We start from the raw sequence: 25726 nt of genomic DNA, 5'->3' as shown, positions 1-25726 counted from the left end.
ATTAAGAAGAGCTAAAAAATCACATTTAGATTCAAAAGTATTTCTATTACATATATTAAAATTAAAGTGATAAAAATGCTATTTATGCAGCAATCGCTTTAAACTTTTGAGATTGCACATAATCACTCCACCACTGCATAAGTGCGTTTCGTTCGGCGAGATACTCCGCGCGATTATACGCTGCAACAATTTCGTCTTTCTTGGAGTGGGCAAGCGCTGCTTCAAGAACTTCAGATCTAAACTTACCAGACTCCTCGGCTGCTGTTCTCGCAATCGAACGCATACCATGAGCTACAAGCTCGCCTCCAAAACCCATGCGAATAATAGCGGCATTAGCTGTCTGTTCATGCATATGTTGAAGTGGTGCTTTAATGCTGGGGAAAATCCACTCTCTATGTCCACTGAGCGGCCTCATTTTATCAAGAATACGCAAAGCCTCTTTGCTCAAAGGAACCTTATGAGTTTTTTTCATTTTCATAAAGTCGGCAGGAATGGTCCATAGACTATTGTCTGTATCGATGTCTGCCCACCTTGCTCGAACAGCTTCGCCCGGACGAACCCATGTTAACAATTGCCACTCAATCAGCAGCCTTGTCTCCATACGTACTGAAGCATTGTTCAGCGTTGCCAGGAAACGGGGTAATTCAGACGGAGGTAATGCAGGCATATTTTGCTTTTTAGGCTTAGTGAAACGCTGTGCGAGGTTATCAGCAGGATTAAACTCAATCAGTTCCTCAGTAGCCGCCCAACGGAAAATTTCATTCAATCGGGAAATCACACGCCTTAACGTTTCAAGAATTCCACGCTGCTCAATTGGGTCTAAGTGCTGCTTTAAGAGTTTAGGACGAATTTCCTTTATCGGAACATTTCCTAGTCCAGGAAAGACGTTTCGTTCAAGGCTACGCCAGATATCCTCTGCATGGTCATTCGTGATCCCTGAAGTTCTTTTCTTCTCATCCAACCATTTTTTTGCAACTACCTGCAATGTATGTTCAGTAGCCGCTTTTAAAGCATTTGCTTTCTCAGCATTATGCTGCTGTGGGTCAACCTGCTGGGCGAGAAGGGCGAGGTACTGGTCTCTTAGAGAGCGGGCCTGAGCTAGGGTGAGATGAGGGTAAGTACCCAAGCTCATTTTTGTGCGTTTTCTGGTCGTCGGTACTGTGTATCTAAAATACCAGTTTTTCTTACCACCTTTTGCTGATGGTGAGATTCGCACAAACAAGCCTTCGCCGTCGAAGAGACTCACTTCCTTCTCGCCGGGCTTGGTGTTCCTGATTTGGGTATCATTCAGCTTTGTGACGACCTTAGGCATTTTTGGACCCTCTGATTTTGGACCCACACTGGTGGGCCCAAAAGAGGGTGTCATAAGGCGTGGACTCTAGCAACTCTTAAGAAATCGCGTAGAACACAAAAAAGCCCGCAGGGCTTGTGCCGTGCGGGCTTTCAGGACTTCAGCGGACGATTCTGGTATCGCCGCGAAAGAATTTTGGTGGAGCTGGCGGGAGTTGAACCCGCGTCCGAAATTCCTACATCCTCGGTACTACATGCTTAGTCTGGTCTTTACATTCGCTTGCCAGCTGCGGACAGACACGCCACTAACAAACTAGCCTGATTAGTTTTAACGCTTCAACCCCAGGCAGGGCATCCACGCGATCTCTTTTAGGTTTGACCTCTCTTGATCCCCGTCCTAAGAGCGGAGGCTAGGGAGAGAGGGCTCTAAGCAGGTTATTAAGCTGCTAAAGCGTAGTTTTCGTCGTTTGCGACTATTTTTTTGCGGTTTTTTAGCGAGGCCTACCGCACCTCGGCATGCACCTTGGGTTTCGCGAATCCCGTCGAATCCAGAATCAGCCCCAAGAACTTCTTACTCTAGCAAAAAATCATAAAAGATTCCAGTGCTTAACGGCTGGCATTCTTCATAATTCGTGCTTTGTCCATCTTCCACTCGCGATCTTTGATGTCCGCGCGCTTGTCGTGTTCTTTCTTACCGCGTGCCACACCAATCTTCAGTTTGGCCCAGGCGTTTTTCCAGTACAGCGACAGCGCGACCACGGTGTAACCTTCGCGGTTAACGCGGCCGTACAGGGAGTCCAGTTCACGCTGGTTCAACAGCAGCTTGCGGTTGCGCGTGGGATCGCACACCACGTGGCTTGATGCCACCGCCAGCGGCTGAAAAGTGGAACCGAACAGATAGGCTTCGCCATCGCGCAGCAAAATATAGCTATCGCTGATGTTGGCTTTACCGGCGCGCAGTGATTTGACTTCCCATCCTTGCAACGCCATGCCGGCCTCGAACTCTTCTTCAATGAAGTATTCATGGCGAGCGCGTTTGTTGAGGGCAATAGTGGCTGAACCGGGTTTGTGAGCTTTTTTCTTTGTCATAGTGCGGCGTAGTCTACATCACTCAGTCTGTGGGCGCATCCCCTGTCCTGCGGGGCGGTAAAAAACACACTATTTTAGCACAGCTGGCAAAGGCGTGAATTTTTGTTTGGTAGCTTAAAATGGTATAATTCAACGGTTTTGTGACCAACAGGAACCATTATGGCCCAGATTAGCCGTTCAGCGCTGGTCCCGTATAGCGCTGAGCAGATGTACCGGCTCGTGAATGATGTGGATGCTTATCCTGAATTTCTTCCGGGCTGTACCGGCAGCCGCGTGCTGGATAACAGCGGTAACCAGATGACCGCCGCGGTGGATGTTTCTAAAGCCGGCATCAGTAAAACTTTTACCACGCGTAACACCCTGACCGATAACCAGAGCATTCATATGCAGCTGGTCGACGGGCCGTTCCGCAAGCTGACCGGCGGCTGGAAATTTATCTCGCTCGGCGACGATGCCTGCAAGGTTGAGCTCAGCCTCGACTTTGAATTCACCAATATGCTGGTCGAGATGGCGTTTGGACGCATCTTCAAAGAGCTGGCCAACAGCATGGTGCAGGCGTTTACCCAGCGCGCCAAAGAGGTTTACCGTGGCTGACATCAGCGTTGAAGTGGTGTACGCGCTGCCGGATAAGCAGTATCTGCGTGAGGTTAGCCTGGAAGAGGGCGCGACGGTTGAGCAGGCGATTCAGGCATCCGGACTGCTGACGCTGCGCAAAGATATCGACCTGAGCAGCAACAAGGTCGGCATTTTCAGCCGTCCGGTCAAGCTGAGCGATACGCTGCAGGATGGCGATCGGGTAGAGATTTATCGCCCGCTGATTGCCGATCCAAAAGAGATGCGGCGCCAGCGGGCAGAGCGCGCGGCAACAAAAAAGTAAATTACAGGCATTAAAAAAGGCGCTCAGGCGCCTTTTTTGTTGCGGCTCACTCAGTCTTCAGTGCCGGTGAGGCGCGGTTTGTTATCGATGTTGGTCAGCGTACCGTTGCTGTCGAAGGTCAGCGTCAGCGTCTGCTGCTTCACGCTCTCATGACCTGGCTCCTGACGGAACACGTAATACCAGACGTTGCTGCCAAACGGGTCGTGCATCATCGGCGTACCGAGCGTGTAGGCAACCTGCTGCTGCGTCATGCCGGTGTGAATCTTCGAAACGTCGTTGGCGACCAGGTAATTCCCCTGATTGATATCCGGACGATACACAACGCGCTCAAGGGTGGAACATCCGGCGGTCATCATCAACATTACCACTGCCGCGGCAGTCAGCGTTTTACAGCGCATCTATACATTCCTTTTCTGGGGCCAAACGCCTTTCATCAGGCAGTTTTGTTGCCATCAAATTCTGAACTCTGCATACGGCAGGCTTTATTATGGCGATATGACTGCCGATGATAATAAACCTTTGAGCTATTGGAAACCTCTACAGAGCAAGCATATGACCACCAGGCCGCAAAAAAGTGCGGTGTCAGGCTGCTAAAAGTTCTTTTGCGTTCGCCAGCGTGTTGCGTGTGACTTCGCTGCCGCCGAGCAGGCGCGCCAGTTCCTGCAGACGCGCACGCTTATCCAGCGGCTGCATGTGGGTTTCGGTCATCGCACCGTCGGTCTCTTTGCTGACGAAGAAGTGCTGATGACCACAGCCCGCCACCTGCGGCAGGTGAGTTACGCACATTACCTGAGTCGATTCGCCCAGCTGGCGCAGCATCTGGCCAACGACAGCGGCCGTCGGACCACTGATGCCGACGTCTACCTCATCGAAAATCATCGCCGGAGTTTCCATTTTCTGTGCGGTGATCACCTGAATCGCCAGCGCAATACGTGACAGTTCACCCCCTGAGGCCACTTTACCCAGCGGCTGCAGCGGCTGGCCCGGGTTGGTGGTGACACGGAAATCAATACGGCTGGCACCTTCGGCCGTCAGCTGATCGGCATTGAATTCCAGCATGATGGCAAACTCACCGTGCGGCATGGCGAGGGTGCGCATGCTTTGCGTGATCAGCTGGCTCAGCTCCTGCGCCGAGGCAACGCGCTGCTGATGCAGGGCTTCAGCGCAGGCCAGCGCGGCCTGATGATGAGCCACGACATCGCTCTGCAGGCTTTCCTGATCGCTCTCCTGCTGCGACAGCTGTTCCGCTTCATCCAGCAGCTGCTGATACAGTACCGGCAGCGCTTCCGGTGAAACATGGTGCTTGCGTGCCAGCGCAATCTGCCGCGACAGACGCTGCTCCAGCTCGTACAGGCGATTAGGATCGAGGTCGAGCCGTTCACAGTAGTGGCGCAGCTCATCGCTGGCTTCACTCAGCTGAATCGCGGCTTCTTCCAGCAGGTTAAATACGCCGCTGACTTTATCATCCAGCGAGACCAGCTCACTCAGCATATTACGCGCGCTGTAGAGCAGGCTTTGCAGGTTGGTGTCATCGCTGTCGGCAAGAATTTGCAGCGCCTGCTGGCTGGTAGACAGCAGCTGACCGCTGTTCGCCAGGCGCTTGTACTCTTCATCAATCTGCTCAAACTCGCCTGGCTGCGGCGCAAATTCGTTGAGTTCTTTCAGCTGATACTGCAGCAGTTCGCGGCGGGCTTCACGCTCCTGCGACAGCTGCTGATGCTGTGCCAGCGCGCGGCAGCTGTGGTGCCAGCGCTGATAGTGCTGACGCATCTCCGCCAGCCGATCGTCGTGCGCGGCGTAGGCATCCAGCAGGTGTTTCTGGTGATCGGTTTTAAGCAGCAGCTGATGCGCATGCTGACCGTGGATTTGAATCAGTAACTGACCGAGTTCGCGCAGCTGCGACAGCGGTACGGACGTGCCGTTGATAAAGCCACGTGAGCGGCCATCGGCACTGATCACGCGGCGCAACAGGCATTCGTTGCCGTCGTCGAGCTGGTTCTCCGCCAGCCAGCGCTGGGCTGAGGGTGACGCTTTCAGCTGGAAGCGCGCACAGATATCTGCGCGGCTGGCCCCCTGACGCACCATGTCTGCTTCAGCACGGCCGCCAAGGCACAGGCCCAGCGCATCAATCGCGATGGATTTTCCTGCGCCGGTTTCGCCGGTGATCGCTGTCATGCCACGATGAAAGTCGATCTCCAGTTCACGAACGATTGCAAAATTACTGATGGTCAGTTGTGCCAGCATACAATCACCTGTATGTAAAAACAGATATGGTTTTTCATACAGTATAAACTGGTTTTTTATCCAGTAAAGTAGCCGGCAGGCCTTTTCAGAATAATTTTTTTGACCATCCGAGTTTTGAGCTTAAGGTATTAAAATAATTATAATTTTTGGGATGAATTAAATTGAGGTGATTGGCGCTGCGGCGAATCAGCACATCTTCCCCTTCCTGAATCGGCAGGGCGATCTGGCTGTCACAGCTGATCTCCAGGTCGCTGCGCAGCGAGGAAAAACGCAGGCGAATGGTGCTGCTACTGTTGATCACCAGCGGACGCGCCGACAGCGTGTGCGGGAACATCGGCACCAGTGCAATCGCATCAAGTGACGGCGTTAATATCGGCCCGCCCGCCGAAAGCGAATAGGCGGTTGAACCGGTTGGCGTGGAGATAATCAGCCCGTCCGAGCGCTGGGAAAAGGCGAACACTTCGTCGATATAGACTTCAAATTCAATCATGTGTGCCACTTTGCCCGGATGCAGCACCACTTCATTGATGGCGCTGCCGATGCGCGGCGAACACTCTTCTTTGCATACCTGCGCTTCCAGCAAAAAGCGGCTTTCCACGAAATAATCGCCCTGCAGCACGTCATCCAGCTGCTGCTGCGCGTTATCCGGATCGAGGTCCGTGAGGAAGCCGAGATTGCCGCGGTTGATGCCAATCACCTTGATGTCGTAACGAGCCAGCACGCGCGCGGCGCCCAGCATGTTGCCATCGCCGCCGACCACCACCGCCAGATCGGCGTACTGGCCGATGTCCGCCAGGCTGCCGGTACGCACATCCTGCAAATTAAGCTCGCGGGCGATTTGCTGTTCCACGATCACGTCATAGCCTTTGTCAGTCAGCCAGCGCCAGAGCATTTCATGGGTGGTTAACGCAGTGGGATGGCGCGGATGACCGACGATCCCAATGCAGTTAAAGTGTTTGTTCATTTAGCGGGTGTTCCTCATAAGCCAAAACGGCCAGGCAATGTGATGGGTTCACTTGAAACCGTCAAACTGATCCCCATAATAAGCCAACCAGCGAGATGAATGTGCAAAACGCGGAGAAATTCATGAGTAGTAAAGAACAGAACACCCCAAACGAGCAAGTCTCAGACGAAATTCAACAGGAACAACAGCAGCCGGAAGCGGAGACAGCAACTGAGGTGGATCCGCGTGATGAGCGTATCGCCCAGCTGGAAGCGGAATTAGCGCAGGCGCAGGGTGGCGTGCGTGACGCCCAGCTGCGCGCGCAGGCTGAGATTGAAAACATCCGTCGCCGTGCCGAAATGGACGTGGAAAAAGCGCACAAGTTTGCGCTGGAAAAGTTTGCCAACGAGCTGCTGCCGGTGATTGATAGCCTGGAGCGCGCGCTGGAAGTGGCGGATAAAGAGAATACCGAGCTGGCATCGATGATTGAAGGCATCGAGCTGACGCTGAAATCACTGCTGGGTGCGGTGCGCAAGTTCGGCGTGGAAGTGGTGGGCGAAACTAATGTGCCGTTCAACCCGGACGTACATCAGGCGATGTCGATGATGGAGTCTGAAGAAGTGGCGCCAAACCACGTGCTGATGGTGATGCAGCGCGGTTACACCCTCAACGGTCGCCTGCTGCGCCCGGCGATGGTTGCGGTATCGAAAGCCAAAGGCTAAGCCGCTCCCGTGCAACAACGGCCGCTGATGCGGCCGTTTGTGTTTTCAGGGCAGCACCGGCGTCCAGTCAATGGGCGTCTGGCCGGCCTGGCTCAGCAGCGCATTGGCTTTGGAAAAATGCTGACAGCCAAAAAAGCCGCGATGCGCCGATAGCGGCGAAGGATGCGGTGCTTTCAGTACGTGATGACGCTGCGTATCAATAATGCTGCCTTTCTTCTGCGCGTGCGATCCCCACAGCAGGAAAATCACCCCTTCGCGATGGGAGTTGATGGCGCTGATCACGTTATCGGTAAAGGTTTCCCAGCCGAAACGCGCGTGCGAATGCGCTTTGCCGGCTTCCACGGTTAACACCGTATTCAGCAGCAGCACACCCTGTTTCGCCCAGCTTTCAAGAAAGCCGTGCTGCGGACGCTGAAAGCCAGGAATGTCCTGTTCCAGCTCTTTGTACATATTCAGCAGCGACGGCGGAATGGCCACGCCCGGCAGGACCGAGAACGCCAGGCCATGCGCCTGATTCGGGCCGTGGTAGGGATCCTGACCGAGGATCACCACTTTGATATCGCCCAGTTCGGTGAGACGGAACGCGTTGAAGACGTCCTTTTGCGGCGGATAGACCGTCACGCCCGCTGCTCGCTCTTCGGCTACCGCTTTCAGCGTTTCCACGAAGTAAGGTTTTTCTTTCTCTTCAGCCAGCACATCGTGCCAGGTCAGCTTCTCAGCCATCATTGACTCCCTGCAAATTGATGCCTTTAGCTTAGCGTGTCCGGCGGGGCAGCAGAAGGGTAAAAATAAGTTGAACAATTACAGAAAAAGTTAATGATAAAAATTATTATAAATCAATTTATTAGAGTGGGGGCAAAAATTCTGGCCGGACGAAATTGATACAGGTCAAAACGAGCCGGTCAGCGCGGTGATATACCAGAGCATCACATAACCCGAAGAACCGCGCTGTGCTCCTGCCGCAGCGCTAAGCCCTGGAGGCCTCTATGATTACCGGTATTCAAATTACTCAGGCACAAAATCCGCAGCTGCTGAACTCGTTCTGGCTGCTGGACAATGAGAAAGCCGAAGCCCGCTGCCTGTGCGCAAAAGGCGATTTCACGGAAGATCAGGTTGTTGCAGTCAGCGACCTTGGCGAGATTGCTTACCGTGAAATTCCACTGGAGCAGAAACCGCAGGTGCGCGTTGAAGGCGGTCAGCACCTCAACGTTAACGTGCTGCGCCGTGAAACGCTGGAAGATGCGGTGAAGCATCCGGAAAAATATCCGCAGCTGACCATTCGCGTGTCGGGCTATGCGGTGCGCTTTAACGCGCTGACGCCAGAACAGCAGCGTGACGTTATCACCCGTACCTTTACCGAAAGCCTGTAATTGATCGGCTGACGAAAACGCATACAGCAATACAAGCCGCGCCGGTGCTTACTGGCGCGGCTTTTTTTATTTCCTGAAGAGCGAAGAGGGCAGGTTGAGAGATTTTACGCCGCGAAAGTGCTTTTTCAGCAGGCCAGAAAGCAAAAAATCGCCTCAGGGAGGCGATTTAATTGCCGCGATGCTGTTTTATTCCGCACCGCTCTCCGGTGTGCTGCTGCCGCTTGGTTTGCGGCGTTTACCGATATTTTTAGTATCGCGGTGACGTTTCTTCACGCGCGGTTTCTCTTCTTCTTTCGCTTTCTTCTCTTTGCGCTTCTCAAGCGCCTTTTTCGACGGTTTACCGGTGACTTTAGCACTCGGTGCACGCGTTTCCGGACGCAGCTCATCGATTACGCGCGATTTCAGCGGCTCGTTGACGTAGCGGCTGATTTTACCCAGCAGCGGATGATCATGTGCCTCTACCAGCGAGATCGCGGTACCTTTGCGTCCGGCGCGGCCGGTACGGCCAATGCGGTGCAGATAGACATCGGCGGTGCGCGGTAAGTCATAGTTGATGACGTGGGTGACGTTATCAATGTCGATACCGCGCGCGGCGACATCGGTCGCGACCAGCACGTTAACGCGACCGTCATTCAGGCGTTTGATCGCTTCGTTACGGTTCGCCTGTACCATTTCGCCTTCGAGGTAGCTGCTGCGCAGGCCGGCTTCGTGCATCCAGGTCACCAGCTCATGCAGGCGTTCACGTTTGCGCACGAACACGATGGCGCGCTTCACTTCCGGCTGCTTCAGCAGATGCACCAGCAGTTTGGTTTTGTGTTCAAGATTGTCGGCGCGGTAATACCACTGCTGAATCTTCTTGCGCTCGCTTTTGCTCGGATCGGCTTCAATCGCTACCGGATCGTTCAGCAGGCGCTCGGCGAAATCTTTGATGTTGTCGCCTTCCAGCGTGGCCGAGAACAGCAGCGTCTGTTTGCGCCAGCGCGTTTCACCGGCAATGGTCTCGATATCCTGCGCAAAGCCCATGTCCAGCATGCGGTCGGCTTCGTCCAGAATCAGCGTTTCTACCGCGCGGCAGTCAAAGTTCTCTTCTTTGATGTACTGCAGCAGGCGGCCGGTGGTTGCGACCACGATGTCCTGATTTTCACTGAACACTTCCGCGTGGTTCATATAGGCCACGCCGCCGGTGATGGTGGCGATATCGAGATGGGTATGTTTGGCCAGCTCGCGCGCCTGGTCGGCAACCTGCATCGCCAGTTCACGCGTCGGCGTGAGGATCAGAATGCGCGGCGGCCCTGATTTTTTACGCGGGAAATCGAGCAGGTGCTGTAAAGCGGGCAGCAGGTAGGCTGCGGTTTTCCCCGTTCCGGTTGGTGCCGAACCCAGAACGTCACGGCCTTCCAGCGCGGCAGGAATGGCCTCAGCCTGAATGGCAGTCGGGCGCGTGAAGCCTTTATCCTGCAGGGCTTCCAGCAGGCTTTCGTCGAGTTCGAGTTCGGAGAATGTGGTTACGGTCATGGTCTACCTCAGTTTGGGGCGCTGATTATAGACAGTTCAGCCACAATCTTCATCTGTTTGTGTTGCACAGGTGAAGGTGAATTCACTTCGCGACCACGTTACACTTCCGGCAGGAGCAAATTCAATGGTCGTTAAGCATGTCTCAGCCGCAACCGCCAGCGCGGGCGATATTAAGAAAAGATGGGTTCACGTTTAAGCAATTTTTTGTCGCGCACGATCGCTGTGCCATGAAGGTCGGCACTGATGGGGTGCTGCTCGGCGCCTGGGCGCCGGTGGCAGGCGTACGGCGTATACTGGATATCGGCTGCGGCAGCGGCCTGATTGCGCTGATGCTGGCGCAGCGCACGCCGGATGACGTCAGTATCGATGCTGTCGAACTGGAGTGCAGCGCCGCCGCGCAGGCGCAGGAGAACGTCGCCGCGTCGCCGTGGGCGCATCGCATCACGGTGCATGCGCAGGACATCGTCAGCTGGAGTGAGCAGGCAGAAAAACGCTACTCGCTGATTGTCAGCAATCCGCCGTTTTTCACCCCGGGTATGGCCTCGGCCAGCGTCGAGCGCGATACTGCGCGCAGCACGGCAACGCTTGATCATCCCACCCTGCTGCGCTGTGCGGCACAGCTGATTGAAGAAGAGGGGCTGTTTTGCGTGGTGCTGCCCGCGGATGCCGGCGAAAACCTGATTGCACTGGCGCGCGCCGAAGGCTGGCATCTGCGTTATCGCTATGATGTGGCACCTTACGCGCAGCGACCGCCGAACCGGCTGGTGCTGGGCTTTTCACCTGCCGCAGGCGAACTCGTGCAGGAGCGTCTCGCCATTCGTGATGAGGATAAAAGCTATTCGGCGGACTGGCTGAGCCTGGTAACCGATTTCTATCTGTTCCGCTAGGCTACCGGCTGCAGCACCGTTGGCTGTGCCTCGGGCAGCGTATGCGGATAGTCGCGGGTGAAGTGCAGCCCGCGGCTCTCTTTGCGCGCCAGCGCACAGCGCACCATTAGCTCTGCCACCTGTACCAGATTGCGCAGCTCCAGCAGATTGTTGGAGAGGCGAAAGTGCGCATAGTATTCATCAATTTCCTGCTGTAGCAGCGTGATGCGGCGCAGGGCGCGCTCCAGCCGCTTGGTAGTACGCACGATGCCCATGTAATCCCACATTAACAGCCGCAGCTCGTGCCAGTTGTGCTGAATCACCACCCGTTCATCGGCATCGTCGACGCGGCTTTCATCCCACGCCGGCAGGTGATCGACGGCGTGCATCTGCGGCAGACGGCGCACAATATCTTCGGCCGCCGACCAGCCATACACCAGACACTCCAGCAGCGAATTCGATGCCATGCGGTTAGCGCCGTGCAGACCGGTGTAGCTGACCTCACCAATCGCATACAGCCCGTCGACATCGGTGCGACCATGCCGATCCACCATCACGCCGCCGCAGGTGTAATGTGCGGCGGGCACAATCGGAATCGGCTGCTGTGTCAGATCGAGGCCAAACGTCAGCAGCTTGTCATAAATCATCGGAAAGTGGGCACGCACAAAGCTGGCCGGCTGATGGCTGATGTCGAGATACATGCAGTCGACGCCCAGACGCTTCATTTCGTGATCGATCGCGCGCGCCACGATATCGCGCGGTGCCAGTTCGGCGCGCGCATCGAAATCCGGCATAAAGCGCGAACCGTCCGGGCGCAGTAGCCAGGCACCTTCGCCGCGCAGCGCTTCGGTCAGCAAAAAGTTTTGCGCCTGCGGATGAAACAGGCAGGTAGGGTGAAACTGATTGAACTCCAGATTGGCCACCCGGCAGCCGGCGCGCCACGCCATCGCGATGCCGTCGCCGGAAGCGACATCCGGATTAGTGGTGTACTGATATACCTTCGCCGCACCGCCGGTGGCCAGCACCACGCTGCGGGCGCGGCAGGTTTCAACCTGTTCGCGATTGCGATTCCAGATCCATGCGCCCACCACGCGCCGCGTTCCGGGCAGGCCAATTTTATCAGAGAGGATTAAGTCCACCGCGTTGGCACGCTCAATAACGCGAATATTGGGATGGCTGAGCGCCTGGCTGACCAGCGTGGTTTCGACCGCGCGCCCGGTAGCGTCGGCGCTGTGTAAAATACGGCGATGGCTGTGACCGCCTTCGCGCGTCAGGTGATAGCGCGCGTTACCGTTATCCTGGGGCTCGCGATCAAACGCCACGCCGTTATCGATCAGCCACTGTACGCACGGGCGCGCATTGCTGGCGATAAAATTCACCGTCTCGCGATCGCACAGGCCTGCACCGGCAACCAGCGTATCTTCGACGTGTGATTCAATGCTGTCGTTCTCATCAAACACCGCCGCAATCCCGCCCTGCGCATACAGCGTGGAGCCTTCGCTAATCTGCGCTTTACTCAGCACCGTTACCTGATAATGCGGTGCCAGCCGCAGCGCCAGAGATAAACCGGCCGCGCCGCTGCCAACAATCAGTACATCACAGCTATGATCGGGAATGGGGTTCATGGTGTTTAATTTACTAAACAAGAGGTCCCCCGAGCATAAGCCCGGACGCTGCTGGTGTGAAGTATTTTGAACAAAAAACGCGGGATAATTCGACGCAATAATCAGATTGTAATGCGATTTCAGTAAGTTATGTCTGAAAATAAGCGATTAGTGTTTTTTATACCAAACACGCTGAAAATTCAGGGAATAAAGGTGAAAAATGCGGCGTCATAGGGTACTCTGCCAGCGATTATCGGTGCCGCCAACGACACCACCAGTGCGGTAAATCGCTACACTGAAAGACCATCAACAACAATGATGTCAGGGCACCGGTACAGAAAATATCAGGTCGTGGTGAACTTCAGGCCAGAATGGGACTCTAAGCGCATGCTTGCTCACAATAAATGAGATGTGCTGGCAGTTCACTTACGCATAAAAGAGATTTGGGGAGACATTACCTCGGATGAGCGAGCAGTTAACGGATCAGGTTCTCGTTGAGCGGGTTCAGAAAGGAGATCAAAAGTCATTTAATTTACTGGTTATCCGATACCAGCATAAAGTGGCGAGCCTGGTTTCACGTTATGTCCCGTCAGGCGATGTGCCTGATGTGGTTCAGGAATCTTTCATTAAAGCGTATCGCGCACTGGAGTCGTTCCGGGGTGATAGCGCCTTTTACACGTGGCTGTACCGCATTGCGGTCAACACCGCGAAGAATTATCTGGTGGCTCAGGGGCGTCGGCCGCCGTCCAGCGATGTGGACGCGATTGACGCGGAAAATTTCGAAAGTGCGGGTGCGCTAAAAGAAATTTCGAACCCTGAGAACTTAATGTTGTCAGACGAACTGAAACAAATTGTTTTTCGGACGATTGAGGCGTTGCCTGAAGATCTGCGTATGGCCATCACCCTGCGGGAACTGGATGGTCTGAGTTACGAAGAGATCGCCGCCATCATGGATTGTCCGGTAGGTACCGTACGTTCACGTATCTTCCGGGCCCGGGAAGCCATTGATAATAAAGTTCAACCGCTTATCCAACGTCAGTGATAACGGCTACTGGAAGGGTACCAAAACATGCAGAAAGAAAAACTTTCCGCTTTAATGGATGGTGAAACTTTAGATAACGAGCTGCTGGCGTCGTTATCGAAGGATGCAGATCTACAAAAAAGCTGGGAGAGCTACCATCTGATCCGCGACACCCTGCGGGGCGATGTGGGCGAAGTGCTGCATTTTGATATCTCCGCACGCGTTGCTGCCGCGATCGAAAACGAGCCGGTGCGCAAAGTGACTTCGTTGATCCCGGAAGCACAGCCGGAGCCGTCGCGCTGGCAGAAAATGCCATTCTGGCGTCACGGTGGCGGCTGGGTTGCTCAGGTCACGCAGATTGGTGTGGCGGCCTGTGTGTCGCTGGCGGTGATCGTCGGTGTGCAGCACTACAACAGCTCACCAGCGGGTAGTGCGACGGAAACCTCGGATGCACCAGCCTTTAATACCTTACCGATGATGGGTAAAGCGTCACCGGTCAGCCTGGGCGTGCCGTCTGATGCTTTTGACACCAACAGCTCAAATCAGCAGGTGCAGGAGCAGCGTCGACGCGTGAATGCCATGCTGCAGGATTACGAACTGCAACGCCGTCTGCATGCCGATCAGGTGCAGTTTGAAAGCAATGCGCCGCAACAGGCGCAGGCTAACGTTCCCGGAACTCAGTCGTTAGGAACTCAACAGCAGTAATGAAGCAGCTTTGGTGTGCCGTTAGCCTGCTGGCAGGCAGCCTGCTTTGGTCATCTACCGCCCCGGCGCAGACATCTGCGTCCGGGGCGTTGTTACAGCAGATGGAGCAGGCCAGCCAGAACCTTAACTACGAATTCGCCTATATCAATGTCTCACGTCTGGGCATTGAATCCCTGCGTTACCGCCATGCGGTCATCGACAATCGCGTGTTCGCTCAGCTATTACAGATGGACGGACCGCGCCGTGAGGTGATCCAGCGCGGCAACGACATCAGCTATTTCGAACCGGGTCTCGATCCGTTCTCGCTGCCGGGCAACCACATTATTGATGCGCTGCCGGCGCTGATGTTCGCTGACTTCTCGCGCCTCGGCGATGCCTACGATTTTATTCCGGTAGGGCGTTCCCGCATGGCCGATCAGATGTGCGAAGTGGTGCGCATCGTGTCGCGTGACGGCACGCGTTACAGCTACGTGGTGTGGCTGGACGTCGATACCAAATTGCCGCTGCGGATTGATTTGCTGGATCGCGACGGTGAGACGCTGGAGCAGTTCCGCGTCATCAGTTTTGCCGTCGATGAAGGCGTACGCAATCTGATGCAGGGGCTGGAAAAAGCCAACCTGCCGCCGTCGCTGTCGTTACCGGCAGGCGACAAAGTGCAGCTCAGCTGGCAACCGGGCTGGCTGCCGGCCGGTATGAAGCTGATTTCGCAAAGCCGGCGTGATATTCCGGCGATGAACAAAACCGTAGAATCCCGTCTGTACAGCGATGGCCTGTTCAGCTTCGCTATTAACATCACGCCTGCCGATAAAAGCAGTTCGCCACAGTCATTGCGCACTGGGCGTCGTACGGTGCAGACCGAAGTGCGCGATAATCGTGAAATTACCGTGGTGGGCGAATTGCCGCCGACCACTGCCAAACGTATCGCGGACAGCATAGATTCAGGTGCCACAAAATGATGAGAGAATGGGCCACCGTGGTGGCATGGAAAGAGGGCGTCGCTACTCTGCATTCGGAAGCGAAAACCTCCTGCAACAGTTGTTCAGCGCGCAAAGGCTGCGGCAGCCATGCGCTCAACCAGCTGGGACCGAAAAACGCCCATGTAATGACCATCGCCAGTCCGGAGCCGCTACAGCCGGGCCAGCGTATTGAGCTGGGCATTCGCGAAAGCAGCCTGCTCGGTTCTGCGCTGCTGGTGTATATGACGCCACTGTTTGGTCTGTTCCTGGTCGCGGGCCTGTTCCAGATGCTGTTCCACAGCGACCTCGCGGCGGCCTGCGGTGCGCTGCTGGGTGGCGTTGGCGGCTTTATTGTTGCCAAAGGGGTTTCCAGCCGGTTTGGCGATCGCGAAGCGTTCCAGCCGGTGATTCTCAGCGTTGCGCTCCCGCCTGATGCGCTACGGGTGGAAAACCACAGTTGATCCCCGTTCAGGCCGCGTATTGCGCGGCCTTTTCATTTCGTCTTAATCGCTGAATTCTGTTGCGATTCCCCGCAGTTCCATTCTTTAACGCGCGGCGTTAACAGTGTAATATGCGTCGTCATTAATGAGGCTGACAGGGTTCCGGGTAAAGCTCACTTGCCTGAATGTGTCTGTGCTCACGTTTTCAACTGATTTTCTACGTGAAGATATTCATATAAATGAAGCACATACGAAATTTCTCCATTATCGCTCACATTGACCACGGCAAATCAACGCTCTCTGACCGTTTGATTCAGATTTGCGGTGGCCTGAGCGATCGTGAGATGGCGGCGCAGGTTCTGGATTCGATGGATCTGGAGCGCGAGCGCGGCATCACCATTAAAGCGCAGAGCGTTACGCTCGATTACCACGCGCCAAACGGTGAAACTTACCAGCTCAATTTTATCGACACCCCAGGCCATGTTGACTTCTCTTATGAAGTTTCCCGCTCGCTGGCGGCCTGTGAAGGGGCATTGCTGGTGGTTGATGCAGGTCAGGGCGTTGAAGCGCAGACCCTGGCGAACTGCTACACCGCCATGGAAATGGATCTGGAAGTGGTACCGGTACTGAACAAAATCGACCTGCCTGCGGCCGACCCGGAGCGCGTGGCGGAAGAGATTGAAGATATCGTCGGCATTGACGCCGCGGATGCGGTGCGTTGCTCGGCGAAAACCGGCGTCGGCGTACCGGATGTGCTGGAGCGTCTGGTGCGGGATATTCCGCCGCCGGAAGGCGATCCGGAAGGCCCGCTGCAGGCGCTGATCATCGACTCCTGGTTTGATAACTACCTCGGTGTAGTGTCGCTGATCCGTATTAAAAACGGCACGCTGCGTAAAGGCGATAAAGTGAAGGTAATGAGTACCGGACAGGTGTACAACGCTGACCGCCTCGGCATTTTCACGCCAAAACAAATTGACCGTACCGAGCTGAAGTGTGGCGAGGTAGGCTGGCTGGTATGCGCCATCAAAGACATCCTCGGCGCGCCGGTGGGCGATACCCTGACGCTGCAGCGCAATCCAGCGGATAAAGCGCTGCCGGGCTTCAAAAAAGTGAAGCCGCAGGTGTATGCCGGTCTGTTCCCGGTAAGCTCCGACGACTACGAAGCTTTCCGTGATGCATTAGGCAAGCTGAGCCTGAACGACGCCTCGCTGTTCTATGAGCCAGAGAGTTCCACCGCGCTGGGCTTTGGCTTCCGCTGTGGCTTCCTCGGCCTGCTGCACATGGAGATCATCCAGGAGCGTCTGGAGCGTGAATACGATCTCGACCTGATCACCACCGCGCCAACGGTTGTGTACGAAGTGGAAACCACTGACGGAGAAGTGGTTTACGTCGACAGCCCATCGAAGCTGCCGCCGCTGAATAATATTGCTGAACTGCGCGAACCGATCGCTGAGTGTCATATGCTGCTGCCGCAGGAGTTTCTGGGCAACGTCATTACGCTGTGTATCGAAAAACGCGGTGTGCAGACTAACATGGTTTACCACGGCAAACAGGTTGCGCTGACCTATGAGATTCCGATGGCAGAAGTGGTACTCGACTTCTTCGACCGTCTGAAATCAACGTCGCGCGGCTATGCGTCGCTGGACTATAACTTCAAACGTTTCCAGACCTCTGACATGGTGCGCGTCGACGTCCTGATTAACTCAGAACGCGTTGATGCGCTGGCGCTGATTACGCACCGTGATAACTCACAGTATCGTGGCCGCGAGCTGGTGGAGAAGATGAAAGATCTGATCCCGCGCCAGCAGTTCGATATTGCGATTCAGGCAGCAATCGGCAACCACATTATCGCTCGCTCAACAGTGAAGCAGCTGCGTAAAAACGTCCTGGCGAAATGCTATGGCGGTGACGTCAGCCGTAAGAAAAAGCTGTTGCAGAAGCAGAAAGAAGGTAAGAAGCGAATGAAGCAGGTCGGCAACGTTGAGCTGCCGCAGGAAGCATTCCTTGCCATTCTGCATGTCGGTAAAGACAGCAAATAAGGAACTTTAATGGCTAACATGTTTGCCCTGATTCTGGTGATTGCCACTCTGTTAACCGGCATCATCTGGTGTATCGATCGCTTTAAGTGGGCCCCGGCGCGCCGGGCAAAGCAGGCGGCGGCACAGGCTCAGGCAGGTAATTCGCTCGACAGCAAAACGCTGGCCAAAGTGGCCGCGCAGCCAGGCTGGGTTGAAACCGCAGCGTCGGTGTTCCCGGTGCTGGCGGTGGTACTGATCGTGCGCTCGTTTATCTTCGAACCGTTTCAGATTCCTTCTGGCTCGATGATGCCGACGCTGCTGATTGGCGACTTCATCCTGGTGGAGAAATTTGCTTACGGCATCAAAGATCCGATCACGCAAACCACGCTGATCCCGACCGGCCATCCGCAGCGCGGAGATGTCGCTGTGTTCAAATACCCGAAAGATCCGAGCGTGGATTACATCAAGCGCGTGATCGGTCTGCCGGGCGACAAAGTGGTGTTTGATCCTTACAGCAAAACCCTGACCATTAACCCAGGCTGCGGCACGGGCAAGTGTGACACGGCGCTGCCGGTGACCTATACCAACATTGAGCCGAGCGATTTCATCCAGACCTTCAGCGGCTTTGATGGTAACGAAACCGGCAACGGTTTCTACCAGGTGCCGCAGGGCGAAACGCTGCGTGGCGGCCTGCGTCTTGGCACGCGCAAAGAGACGCTGGGCAACGTCACGCACGATATCCTGCTGGTGAACGAAGCGCAGAGCCAGGCGAGCATGTATTATCAGCAGCCGGGTCAGCCGCAGGCCACGTGGATTGTGCCGCAGGGGCAATACTTCATGATGGGCGATAACCGTGATAACAGCGCCGACAGCCGCTACTGGGGCTTTGTGCCCGAGAAGAATCTGGTCGGCAAAGCGGTTGCTATCTGGATGAGCTTTGAGAAACAGGAAGGACAGTGGCCGACCGGCGTACGACTGAGTCGCATTGGCGGTATCCACTGATTTAAAAACGGTTGGCTTCCTGCGAGTCAGGGAGCCACTGCACACCAAACAGAACGTGCTGGAACTTCAGCCCTGTTTGGTATGCAGAGTCACAGACGCACAGAACAACTGGAATCGCATGAACCCCATCCTCATTAACAAGCTGCAGCGCAAACTGGGCTACACTTTTACTCATCCGGAATTACTGCAGCAGGCTCTGACTCACCGCAGTGCCAGCAGCAAACATAACGAGCGTCTTGAATTTCTTGGCGATTCTATCCTCAGCTATGTGATTGCCAACGCGCTGTATCACCGCTTCCCGCGCGTGGACGAAGGCGACATGAGCCGCATGCGTGCTACGCTGGTGCGCGGCAACACGCTGGCCGAAATGGCGCGCGAGTTTGAGCTGGGCGAATGTCTGCGTCTGGGGCCGGGCGAGCTGAAAAGCGGCGGGTTCCGCCGGGAATCCATCCTCGCGGATACCGTCGAGGCGCTGATCGGTGGCATCTTCCTCGACAGCAACATTCAGACGGTCGAGAAGCTGATTCTCGACTGGTATCAGAATCGCCTCGAGCAGATCAGCCCGGGCGATAAGCAAAAAGATCCGAAAACGCGCCTGCAGGAGTATCTGCAGGGTCGTCATCTGCCGCTGCCGTCTTATCTGGTGGTACAGGTGCGTGGCGAAGCGCACGATCAGGAATTCACCATTCACTGTCAGGTGAGTGGGATGGCTGAACCGGTAGTGGGCGTGGGCTCCAGCCGCCGTAAAGCAGAGCAGGCCGCCGCCGAACAGGCGTTAATCAAGCTCGGCCTCGAATAAATTGTCATTTCGCAGCCTCAGCAGTGAGGCTGCCCAATCAGGACCCGAATGAGCGAACTCGAAACATACAGCGGCTTTATCGCGATTGTCGGCCGGCCTAACGTCGGCAAATCCACCTTACTGAACCAGCTGCTGGGGCAGAAGGTGTCGATCACCTCGCGCAAGCCGCAAACCACGCGCCACCGCATCATGGGTATTCATACCGAAGGCGCTTATCAGGCGATCTACGTGGATACACCCGGCCTGCATATGGAAGAGAAGCGGGCGATCAACCGCCTGATGAACCGTGCTGCCAGCAGCTCCATCGGTGACGTTGAGCTGGTAATTTTTGTGGTGGAAGGCACGCGCTGGACGCCCGACGATGAGATGGTGCTGAACAAGCTGCGTGACGGCAAAGTGCCGGTGGTGCTGGCGGTGAACAAAGTCGACAACATCCAGGATAAAAGCATCCTGCTGCCGCACCTGCAGTTCCTCAGCCAGCAGATGAACTTCCTCGAGATCGTGCCGATCTCCGCCGAAACCGGTAAAAACGTGGATGCGATTGCGGAGATTGCCCGCAAGCGCCTGCCGCTGTCGGATCACCACTTCCCGGAAGACTACATCACCGATCGCTCGCAGCGTTTCATGGCCTCAGAAATCATCCGTGAAAAACTGATGCGCTTCCTCGGCGCCGAGTTACCGTATTCGGTTACCGTGGAGATTGAGCAGTTCGTCTCTAACGAGCGCGGCGGCTATGACATCAACGGTTTAATTCTGGTCGAGCGCGAAGGGCAGAAGAAGATGGTGATTGGCAACAAAGGTGCCAAAATCAAAACCATCGGTATCGAAGCGCGTAAAGACATGGAAGAGATGTTCGAGGCGAAAGTCCATCTCGAGCTGTGGGTCAAAGTGAAATCGGGCTGGGCGGACGACGAACGTGCGCTGCGCAGCCTGGGTTATACAGACGACTAATTGATGGAAGGCTGGCAACGCGCCTTTGTGCTGCATAGTCGCCCTTACAGCGAAACCAGCCTGCTGCTCGACCTGTTCAGCGAAAGTCAGGGACGCGTCCGCGTCCTTGCCAAGGGCGCACGCTCGCGCCGTTCCCAGCTGAAAGGCGCACTGCAACCCTTCACACCGCTACTGGTGCGCTGGGGCGGCCGTGGCGAAGTCAAAACCCTGCGTAACGCTGAAGCGGTATCGCTGGCGCTGCCGCTCAGCGGCATCACGCTCTACTGCGGCCTGTATGTTAACGAGCTGCTGTCGCGGGTGCTGGAGCAGGAAATCCCGTTCTCCGAACTGTTCTTCGATTATCTCTCCTGTATCCAGACGCTGGCGGCGGCCAATGGTTCGCCCGAGCCAGCGCTGCGCCGTTTTGAGCTGGCACTGCTGGGCCATCTGGGCTACGGCGTTGACTTTCTGCACTGCGCCGGCAGCGGCGAGGCGGTTGACGACAGCATGACCTACAGCTATCGCGAAGAGAAAGGCTTTATCGCCAGTCTGGTGGTCAATCAGCGCAGTTTCACCGGCCGCCAGCTGCGCGCGCTGTGGGAGCGCGAATTTCCCGACGCCGACACGCTGCGTGCCGCCAAACGCTTCACGCGCATGGCACTGAAACCTTATCTGGGCGGTAAGCCGCTGAAGAGCCAGGAGCTGTTCCGTCAGTTTGTGCCGAAAAAACGACCGAACGTGGCAAACGACGAGCGCGGGTGATGCACCTGACAGGCTCTGCGCGTTACACTGCAAACATACTGAACACATTTAAGGATTGTCATGGCTGAGTTGCTGTTAGGGGTCAACATCGATCACATCGCCACCGTACGTAACGCACGTGGCACAAACTATCCCGATCCGGTACAGGCCGCGTTTGTCGCGGAGCAGGCGGGCGCAGACGGCATTACCGTGCACCTGCGTGAAGATCGCCGTCACATCACCGACCGCGACGTGCGGATTCTGCGCGACACCATTCATACCCGCATGAATCTTGAGATGGCGGTCACCGACGAAATGGTGGGCATCGCCTGCGACATCAAACCGCATTTTGTCTGCCTGGTGCCGGAAAAGCGCCAGGAAGTGACGACGGAAGGCGGCCTTGATGTGGCCGGTCAGCAGGACAAGGTCAACGCGGCAGTCAAACAGCTGAGCGAGGCGGGCATTCTGGTGTCGCTGTTTATCGATGCCGATCAGCGCCAGATTGAAGCGGCGGTCGCCAGCGGTGCGCCTTACATTGAAATCCATACTGGCGCCTATGCTGAAGCAGCGGAAGGACTGGCACGCGATGCCGAACTGGCGCGTATCGCCAGCGCTGCGACCTTTGCCGCCAGTCGCGGCCTGAAGGTGAATGCTGGCCACGGTCTGACGTATCACAACGTCCAGCCGATTGCTGCGCTGCCGGAAATGCATGAGCTGAACATTGGTCACGCGATTATCGGTCGTGCGCTGTTCAGCGGTCTTGCTGCGGCGGTCAGCGACATGAAGACGCTGATGCGGGAAGCGCGCCGCTAATGGCCATTCTGGGGCTGGGCAGCGATATCGTCGAGATCGAGCGTATCGCCGGGGTGATTGAACGCTCTGGCGATCGTCTGGCGCGCCGCGTGCTGAGCGAAGCTGAGTGGCAGCAGTATCAGGCGCATCAGCAGCCGGTGCGCTTCCTCGCCAAGCGTTTTGCGGTGAAAGAGGCGGCGGCAAAAGCCTTCGGCACCGGCATTCGCGGCGGCTTAGCGTTTAATCAGTTTGAAGTGTACAACGATGCGCTGGGGAAGCCTGGCCTGCGCTTCTTTGAACAGGCCAAAGTGATTGCCAGCCAGCTGGGCGTGCAGCATGTGCACGTCACGCTGGCCGACGAGCGCCACTACGCCTGCGCCACGGTGATTATCGAAGATTAAGCGTGCAGCAGCACAAATTTCTCCCACAGCGCGTCGCGACTTTCCACGTGCTGTGGGTCTGAAAGAATAGTGTTATCAATCGGGCAGACGCTCTGACAGGTCGGCTCATCATAATGACCCACGCACTCGGTGCAGCGGTCAGCGTCGATCTGATAGATCGATTCACCCATGCTAATCGCCTGGTTCGGGCACTCAGGCTCGCACATGTCGCAGTTAATGCAGCGCTCAGTAATTATCAGTGCCATGGCATAAGCTCATCAGTTGCTTGTTTTCATTGCATTTTTCATGGTTAGTTCCGCTCTCCGGCGCAAAACGCCTGCTGAAATAGCGCTTTGCAGTGTGATTTTTCAATCGATGCAGGCGTAAACCAGCGGGGCGATCCCCTGAGCGGCACGCATATTATCACGCCGGGTGGCGTTCAAAAAATGACTTAGCGTAGTATTCAGCCGCCAGCAGAACGTGGCGACGTGACTGCTACCAGCCGATCTGATGTCGCGCCATAGCCAGAAAACCACGCAACGGTAAGCAGAGCCGTTGCGTGGTAAGCGAAATAAGGGCGGCGCTGGCCTTTATTTTACCGGTGCCAGCACGTGGGTGGCATCAAGCGTCAGACAGTCACCTGGACATTGATCGCTGCCGTAGATAACGGGCGCTTTTGGCAAGGAAAACTTCATCGCGTGCTCTTTTTTAATCGCGTCGGCCATACCGGCAAAGGTCCATGGCATACCCAGCGAAAGCGAACCGAACTCATCGTATTTTTTGGATTTTGCGACAGCAGGTAAGTTGTCGCTATCGATACGATAATAAAGCTGGCCAGAATATTCTGCAGGCACGCTCTCTGTGATTGCGCTGCTTAACAACTGATACTCGCGCTGCTGAGGCGTAGAAAAGCCCTTCTGAATATTCAGCATGCATGAGAGCACCGCAATGACGAGGCAAACGATACTGGCAGAAGTAGTTATCTTCAGCTTATTAAAGATCACGAATAAGCCAGCAATGAAGGCTGAGGTAGTGATTAACGACAGCGCGATAACCGTGCGATAGGCTGCCCAGTCCTCACTCACCAAAAGATTAGGAATGCCCGCCGCCAGCAGGAAAAACAGGAACAGAAAAGCTTTACGCGGTTTGAAATCGGGTGCCTTCACAATGCCCACGATGATCAGTGAGCAGGAGATGATAATACTGACAATCGAGCGCCCGGTATCAAAGTTGCACAGCGCATTTCTGAGCGGCTCAGCGATAAACCAGGTGATTTTTTTCAGCGGCGCTAAGGTGATATTGGTTCTGGCCAGTACTTCATTGAACAGCACGAGCGGCAGAACTTTCGCCAGTACCAGTGCCATCACCATGCCAAATCCCAGCATCAACATCAGCTTGATCACCGCGCTGCGCTGATAATTATTCCGGCTCATGCCCAGATCGAGCAGGGCAAAGAATAAAAAGCTCATGGCTGCGGGTTGGTAAATCGCAAAGGAAAGCGTCAGGCAAATAGCCGACAGTAGCACCCGGCCCAGGCCTTTGTTTTCCGCCAGCGTTGAATAACTGATGCCCGCCAGCAGTACGGACAGGACATAAGGAAAGCAGACTGTCCAGCCGACAAAAACCTGAAATGAGGGCAGCAAACAAATCAACGTGGCAAACGTCAGACGCTGGACCGCGCTGGCGAAAATGCTGCGACGCTCAAGGAAACGGATAATGTACCCGCCCAGTAAAATCAGGCTTAATAATGAGAGTGCACGGAGCCAGGTCAAATCCTGCACGTCATCGATCAGGAAAGCGAAGAAGTAGCGGATAGCACCATAAAAAGGTCGGCCCGATAAGATATCCCATTTGAAAATACTGAATGCATCGGTAGTGGATGCGTATAAATAGAACCAGTCGTCGGAAAATCCGTATGTTGATAAATAAACCGGGCTATAACCGATGAGTAAAGCGACGGCCAGTATCAGATACATGGCGGAGGGATGACGCTCAAAAACTGTTTTTTTCATTTCCTGCTCTTAATCACGTAGCGTGGTCTTTGTTTGGACTCAATGTAGATTCGGCCAATATATTCGCCCAGAACACCGATGCCGATAAGTTGCACTCCACCCAAAAACAGAATGGAAACCAGCAACGAAGGGTAACCCGCCACCGGATTGCCCCAGAGCAGTTTATCGATGATCATCCAGAATCCATAAAGAAAGGAGAGTAACGCGACGCTACCGCCGATGTAACTCCAGATGCGTAAGGGGAAGGTGGAAAAACTGGTTAATCCTTCTAATGCCAGATTCCACAATTTCCAGCCATTAAATTTCGACACCCCTGTGACGCGTTCAGCCCGATCATATTCCACAATCGCTGTGTTACCGCCAACCCAGGATAAAATGCCCTTCATGAACAGATTCCTTTCCGGCAGGCTTTTTATTTGTTCTACCGTCTCGCGCGACAGCAGACGAAAATCGCCAACGTTTTCCTCTATTTTCGGCGAGCTGATTTGGTTGTGGAAGTGATAAAACCACTCGGCTGTTTTACGTTTGACATGCCCATCGGCGCTGCGATCTTTCCGTTTAGCCAGAACCACATCGGCACCCGCTTGCCAGCGTTCAACCAGTTGATGGATAACGGCGATGGGATCCTGCAGATCAACATCAATCGGGATAACCGCGTCGCCGGTGGCATGCTCCAGTCCGGCAAACAACGCGGGCTCTTTGCCGAAATTGCGGGTAAATGACAGCGCAATGACCAGCGGATCCGAGATGGCCAGGGCATTGATGATGTTTTCGCTGCCATCGCTACTGCCGTCATTGATAAAAACAATTTCCACCTGATAGCCGGCTAATTCATGACGAACCGCCTGATAAAAGAGCGGAATGGTTTCCTCTTCATTGAAGACGGGCACGACGAGAGACAATTTCATTTTACTTCCCTGAAAACGATGTAATTAGAGTAGATGAAGCCGCAACCCAGGCTAATAAAGGAAAAGAGTATCAGGGTAACCACCGGGGAAAGCGAGCAGGCGTCGGCCATCCAGCCAACCAGCGCCGCCATGCCTCCCATAAAGCTGACATAAAGCAGGTAACGCAAGGGCGTGGCTGCAGAAGAGAAGGTCCAGCGGGCATTAGCAAAAAAGGAAAACGTCACCGCAACGCAGAATGCTCCAAAGTTAGCCATAGCCTGACCTGACTCGAACAGCTTGAGAATAAGCGCAAACACCGTCCAGTGAATCGCGGTATTGATAACGCCAATTCCTGCATAACGGGAAATAAGTTTCAGCATGACGAGAGAGATGAGTAAATTTGCCCTGATCATATACATCGGAAATTATCCTGCAAGCCCGATGCTGAAAATGCGTTTAATCGGGCCGAAAAGGATAGCGACAGGCAACAAAATCATTGCCCCGCCCGATGATCAATTTCGGG

The 25726-nt window shown here is 55.1% G+C and carries 28 protein-coding genes and 1 other RNA gene; 16 read left to right on the top strand and 13 right to left on the bottom strand.

Annotated elements, in window-relative coordinates:
- Positions 1-82: 82 nt before the first annotated feature.
- From C1Y43_RS15010 to smpB, 3 genes are all read right to left on the bottom strand, one after another.
- A complete protein-coding gene (locus tag C1Y43_RS15010; RefSeq protein WP_168715085.1) occupies positions 83-1312 on the bottom strand; it encodes an integrase domain-containing protein in 1230 nt (409 codons plus the stop codon).
- A 175-nt stretch (positions 1313-1487) separates the two neighbouring features.
- Positions 1488-1852: a transfer-messenger RNA gene (gene ssrA / locus C1Y43_RS15005) on the bottom strand.
- 44 nt (positions 1853-1896) lie between these two features.
- Positions 1897-2379 carry an SsrA-binding protein SmpB gene (gene smpB, locus C1Y43_RS15000; RefSeq protein ID WP_021506506.1) on the bottom strand — a complete coding sequence of 161 codons (483 nt, stop codon included), beginning with the start codon at positions 2377-2379 and terminating at the stop codon, positions 1897-1899.
- Between the two features lie 159 nt (positions 2380-2538).
- Here smpB and C1Y43_RS14995 point away from each other — a divergent pair, with 159 nt between their 5' ends.
- Complete coding sequence (locus C1Y43_RS14995; RefSeq protein ID WP_021506507.1) at positions 2539-2973, top strand: type II toxin-antitoxin system RatA family toxin; 435 nt, start codon at positions 2539-2541, stop codon at positions 2971-2973.
- Entirely contained in the window at positions 2966-3256 is a 291-nt protein-coding gene (locus C1Y43_RS14990) for an RnfH family protein (RefSeq protein WP_021506508.1), read from the top strand. Before C1Y43_RS14995 ends, C1Y43_RS14990 begins: the two co-directional genes overlap by 8 nt.
- 50 nt (positions 3257-3306) lie before the next feature.
- On the opposite strand, the gene bamE is transcribed toward C1Y43_RS14990, so the two are convergent.
- From bamE to nadK, 3 genes are all read right to left on the bottom strand, one after another.
- Positions 3307-3654, bottom strand: a complete 348-nt coding sequence (gene bamE / locus C1Y43_RS14985; protein ID WP_021506509.1) for an outer membrane protein assembly factor BamE — start codon at positions 3652-3654, stop codon at positions 3307-3309.
- A gap of 184 nt (positions 3655-3838) precedes the next feature.
- Positions 3839-5500, bottom strand: coding sequence for a DNA repair protein RecN (gene recN, locus C1Y43_RS14980; RefSeq protein WP_058775634.1), 1662 nt, complete (start codon positions 5498-5500; stop codon positions 3839-3841).
- A gap of 85 nt (positions 5501-5585) precedes the next feature.
- On the bottom strand, positions 5586-6464 hold the full coding sequence (gene nadK, locus C1Y43_RS14975) for an NAD(+) kinase (RefSeq protein ID WP_058758272.1): 879 nt from the start codon (positions 6462-6464) through the stop codon (positions 5586-5588).
- 122 nt (positions 6465-6586) lie between these two features.
- Between nadK and grpE the strand changes: the two genes are divergently transcribed.
- Positions 6587-7165 carry a nucleotide exchange factor GrpE gene (gene grpE, locus C1Y43_RS14965; protein ID WP_031279366.1) on the top strand — a complete coding sequence of 193 codons (579 nt, stop codon included), beginning with the start codon at positions 6587-6589 and terminating at the stop codon, positions 7163-7165.
- A gap of 45 nt (positions 7166-7210) precedes the next feature.
- Here the strand turns inward: grpE and ung are convergent, their stop codons facing one another.
- The gene (ung, locus tag C1Y43_RS14960; RefSeq protein WP_058770869.1) at positions 7211-7888 is read right to left on the bottom strand and encodes a uracil-DNA glycosylase; all 678 of its coding nucleotides are present in this window, start codon (positions 7886-7888) and stop codon (positions 7211-7213) included.
- A 263-nt stretch (positions 7889-8151) separates the two neighbouring features.
- On the opposite strand from ung, the gene grcA reads away from it, so the two are divergent.
- Positions 8152-8535: an autonomous glycyl radical cofactor GrcA gene (gene grcA, locus C1Y43_RS14955; protein ID WP_021506514.1), complete on the top strand. Its 384-nt coding sequence runs from the start codon at positions 8152-8154 to the stop codon at positions 8533-8535.
- A gap of 186 nt (positions 8536-8721) precedes the next feature.
- On the opposite strand, the gene srmB is transcribed toward grcA, so the two are convergent.
- The gene (srmB, locus tag C1Y43_RS14950; protein WP_021506515.1) at positions 8722-10050 is read right to left on the bottom strand and encodes an ATP-dependent RNA helicase SrmB; all 1329 of its coding nucleotides are present in this window, start codon (positions 10048-10050) and stop codon (positions 8722-8724) included.
- A 137-nt stretch (positions 10051-10187) separates the two neighbouring features.
- Between srmB and C1Y43_RS14945 the strand changes: the two genes are divergently transcribed.
- Positions 10188-10937: a tRNA1(Val) (adenine(37)-N6)-methyltransferase gene (locus tag C1Y43_RS14945; protein ID WP_104188710.1), complete on the top strand. Its 750-nt coding sequence runs from the start codon at positions 10188-10190 to the stop codon at positions 10935-10937.
- Here C1Y43_RS14945 and nadB read toward each other — a convergent pair.
- Positions 10934-12541 carry an L-aspartate oxidase gene (gene nadB, locus C1Y43_RS14940; protein ID WP_104188798.1) on the bottom strand — a complete coding sequence of 536 codons (1608 nt, stop codon included), beginning with the start codon at positions 12539-12541 and terminating at the stop codon, positions 10934-10936. The two genes, C1Y43_RS14945 and nadB, sit on opposite strands and share 4 nt — an antisense overlap.
- A 442-nt stretch (positions 12542-12983) precedes the next feature.
- Here nadB and rpoE point away from each other — a divergent pair, with 442 nt between their 5' ends.
- From rpoE to acpS, 11 genes are all read left to right on the top strand, one after another.
- On the top strand, positions 12984-13562 hold the full coding sequence (gene rpoE / locus C1Y43_RS14935) for an RNA polymerase sigma factor RpoE (RefSeq protein WP_010617748.1): 579 nt from the start codon (positions 12984-12986) through the stop codon (positions 13560-13562).
- Positions 13563-13589: 27 nt separating this feature from the next.
- The gene (gene rseA, locus C1Y43_RS14930) at positions 13590-14246 is read left to right on the top strand and encodes an anti-sigma-E factor RseA (RefSeq protein WP_104188708.1); all 657 of its coding nucleotides are present in this window, start codon (positions 13590-13592) and stop codon (positions 14244-14246) included.
- Positions 14246-15202, top strand: a complete 957-nt coding sequence (rseB, locus tag C1Y43_RS14925; protein WP_031279374.1) for a sigma-E factor regulatory protein RseB — start codon at positions 14246-14248, stop codon at positions 15200-15202. The genes rseA and rseB overlap by 1 nt, the downstream gene beginning before the upstream one ends.
- Entirely contained in the window at positions 15199-15663 is a 465-nt protein-coding gene (gene rseC / locus C1Y43_RS14920; RefSeq protein WP_021506520.1) for a SoxR-reducing system protein RseC, read from the top strand. Before rseB ends, rseC begins: the two co-directional genes overlap by 4 nt.
- A 218-nt stretch (positions 15664-15881) precedes the next feature.
- On the top strand, positions 15882-17681 hold the full coding sequence (gene lepA / locus C1Y43_RS14915) for a translation elongation factor 4 (protein WP_031279376.1): 1800 nt from the start codon (positions 15882-15884) through the stop codon (positions 17679-17681).
- Positions 17682-17690: 9 nt separating this feature from the next.
- Positions 17691-18662 (top strand): signal peptidase I, encoded by a 972-nt coding sequence (gene lepB / locus C1Y43_RS14910; protein WP_021506522.1) that lies wholly within the window; start codon positions 17691-17693, stop codon positions 18660-18662.
- Between the two features lie 118 nt (positions 18663-18780).
- The gene (gene rnc, locus C1Y43_RS14905; protein ID WP_021506523.1) at positions 18781-19461 is read left to right on the top strand and encodes a ribonuclease III; all 681 of its coding nucleotides are present in this window, start codon (positions 18781-18783) and stop codon (positions 19459-19461) included.
- Positions 19462-19509: 48 nt separating this feature from the next.
- The gene (gene era, locus C1Y43_RS14900; protein ID WP_058758278.1) at positions 19510-20412 is read left to right on the top strand and encodes a GTPase Era; all 903 of its coding nucleotides are present in this window, start codon (positions 19510-19512) and stop codon (positions 20410-20412) included.
- A 3-nt stretch (positions 20413-20415) separates the two neighbouring features.
- On the top strand, positions 20416-21153 hold the full coding sequence (gene recO, locus C1Y43_RS14895; RefSeq protein ID WP_058775641.1) for a DNA repair protein RecO: 738 nt from the start codon (positions 20416-20418) through the stop codon (positions 21151-21153).
- A 60-nt stretch (positions 21154-21213) separates the two neighbouring features.
- Positions 21214-21945 (top strand): pyridoxine 5'-phosphate synthase, encoded by a 732-nt coding sequence (gene pdxJ / locus C1Y43_RS14890; protein WP_104188706.1) that lies wholly within the window; start codon positions 21214-21216, stop codon positions 21943-21945.
- The gene (gene acpS / locus C1Y43_RS14885) at positions 21945-22325 is read left to right on the top strand and encodes a holo-ACP synthase (protein WP_010617758.1); all 381 of its coding nucleotides are present in this window, start codon (positions 21945-21947) and stop codon (positions 22323-22325) included. Before pdxJ ends, acpS begins: the two co-directional genes overlap by 1 nt.
- Here acpS and C1Y43_RS14880 read toward each other — a convergent pair.
- The 4 genes from C1Y43_RS14880 to C1Y43_RS14865 form a co-directional block, all read right to left on the bottom strand.
- On the bottom strand, positions 22322-22570 hold the full coding sequence (locus C1Y43_RS14880; protein ID WP_010617759.1) for a YfhL family 4Fe-4S dicluster ferredoxin: 249 nt from the start codon (positions 22568-22570) through the stop codon (positions 22322-22324). The genes acpS and C1Y43_RS14880 overlap by 4 nt on opposite strands.
- A 324-nt stretch (positions 22571-22894) precedes the next feature.
- On the bottom strand, positions 22895-24316 hold the full coding sequence (locus C1Y43_RS14875; protein WP_233209838.1) for a glucosyltransferase domain-containing protein: 1422 nt from the start codon (positions 24314-24316) through the stop codon (positions 22895-22897).
- A complete protein-coding gene (locus C1Y43_RS14870) occupies positions 24313-25224 on the bottom strand; it encodes a glycosyltransferase family 2 protein (RefSeq protein WP_058781719.1) in 912 nt (303 codons plus the stop codon). Before C1Y43_RS14870 ends, C1Y43_RS14875 begins: the two co-directional genes overlap by 4 nt.
- Complete coding sequence (locus tag C1Y43_RS14865; RefSeq protein ID WP_104188794.1) at positions 25221-25583, bottom strand: GtrA family protein; 363 nt, start codon at positions 25581-25583, stop codon at positions 25221-25223. The genes C1Y43_RS14870 and C1Y43_RS14865 overlap by 4 nt, the downstream gene beginning before the upstream one ends.
- Positions 25584-25726 lie beyond the last annotated feature (143 nt).

Origin of the sequence: Pantoea sp. ICBG 828, from assembly GCF_002928355.1 — a bacterium.
Classification (GTDB): domain Bacteria; phylum Pseudomonadota; class Gammaproteobacteria; order Enterobacterales; family Enterobacteriaceae; genus Pantoea; species Pantoea dispersa.
This window is presented reverse-complemented; position numbering and strand designations above follow the sequence as displayed.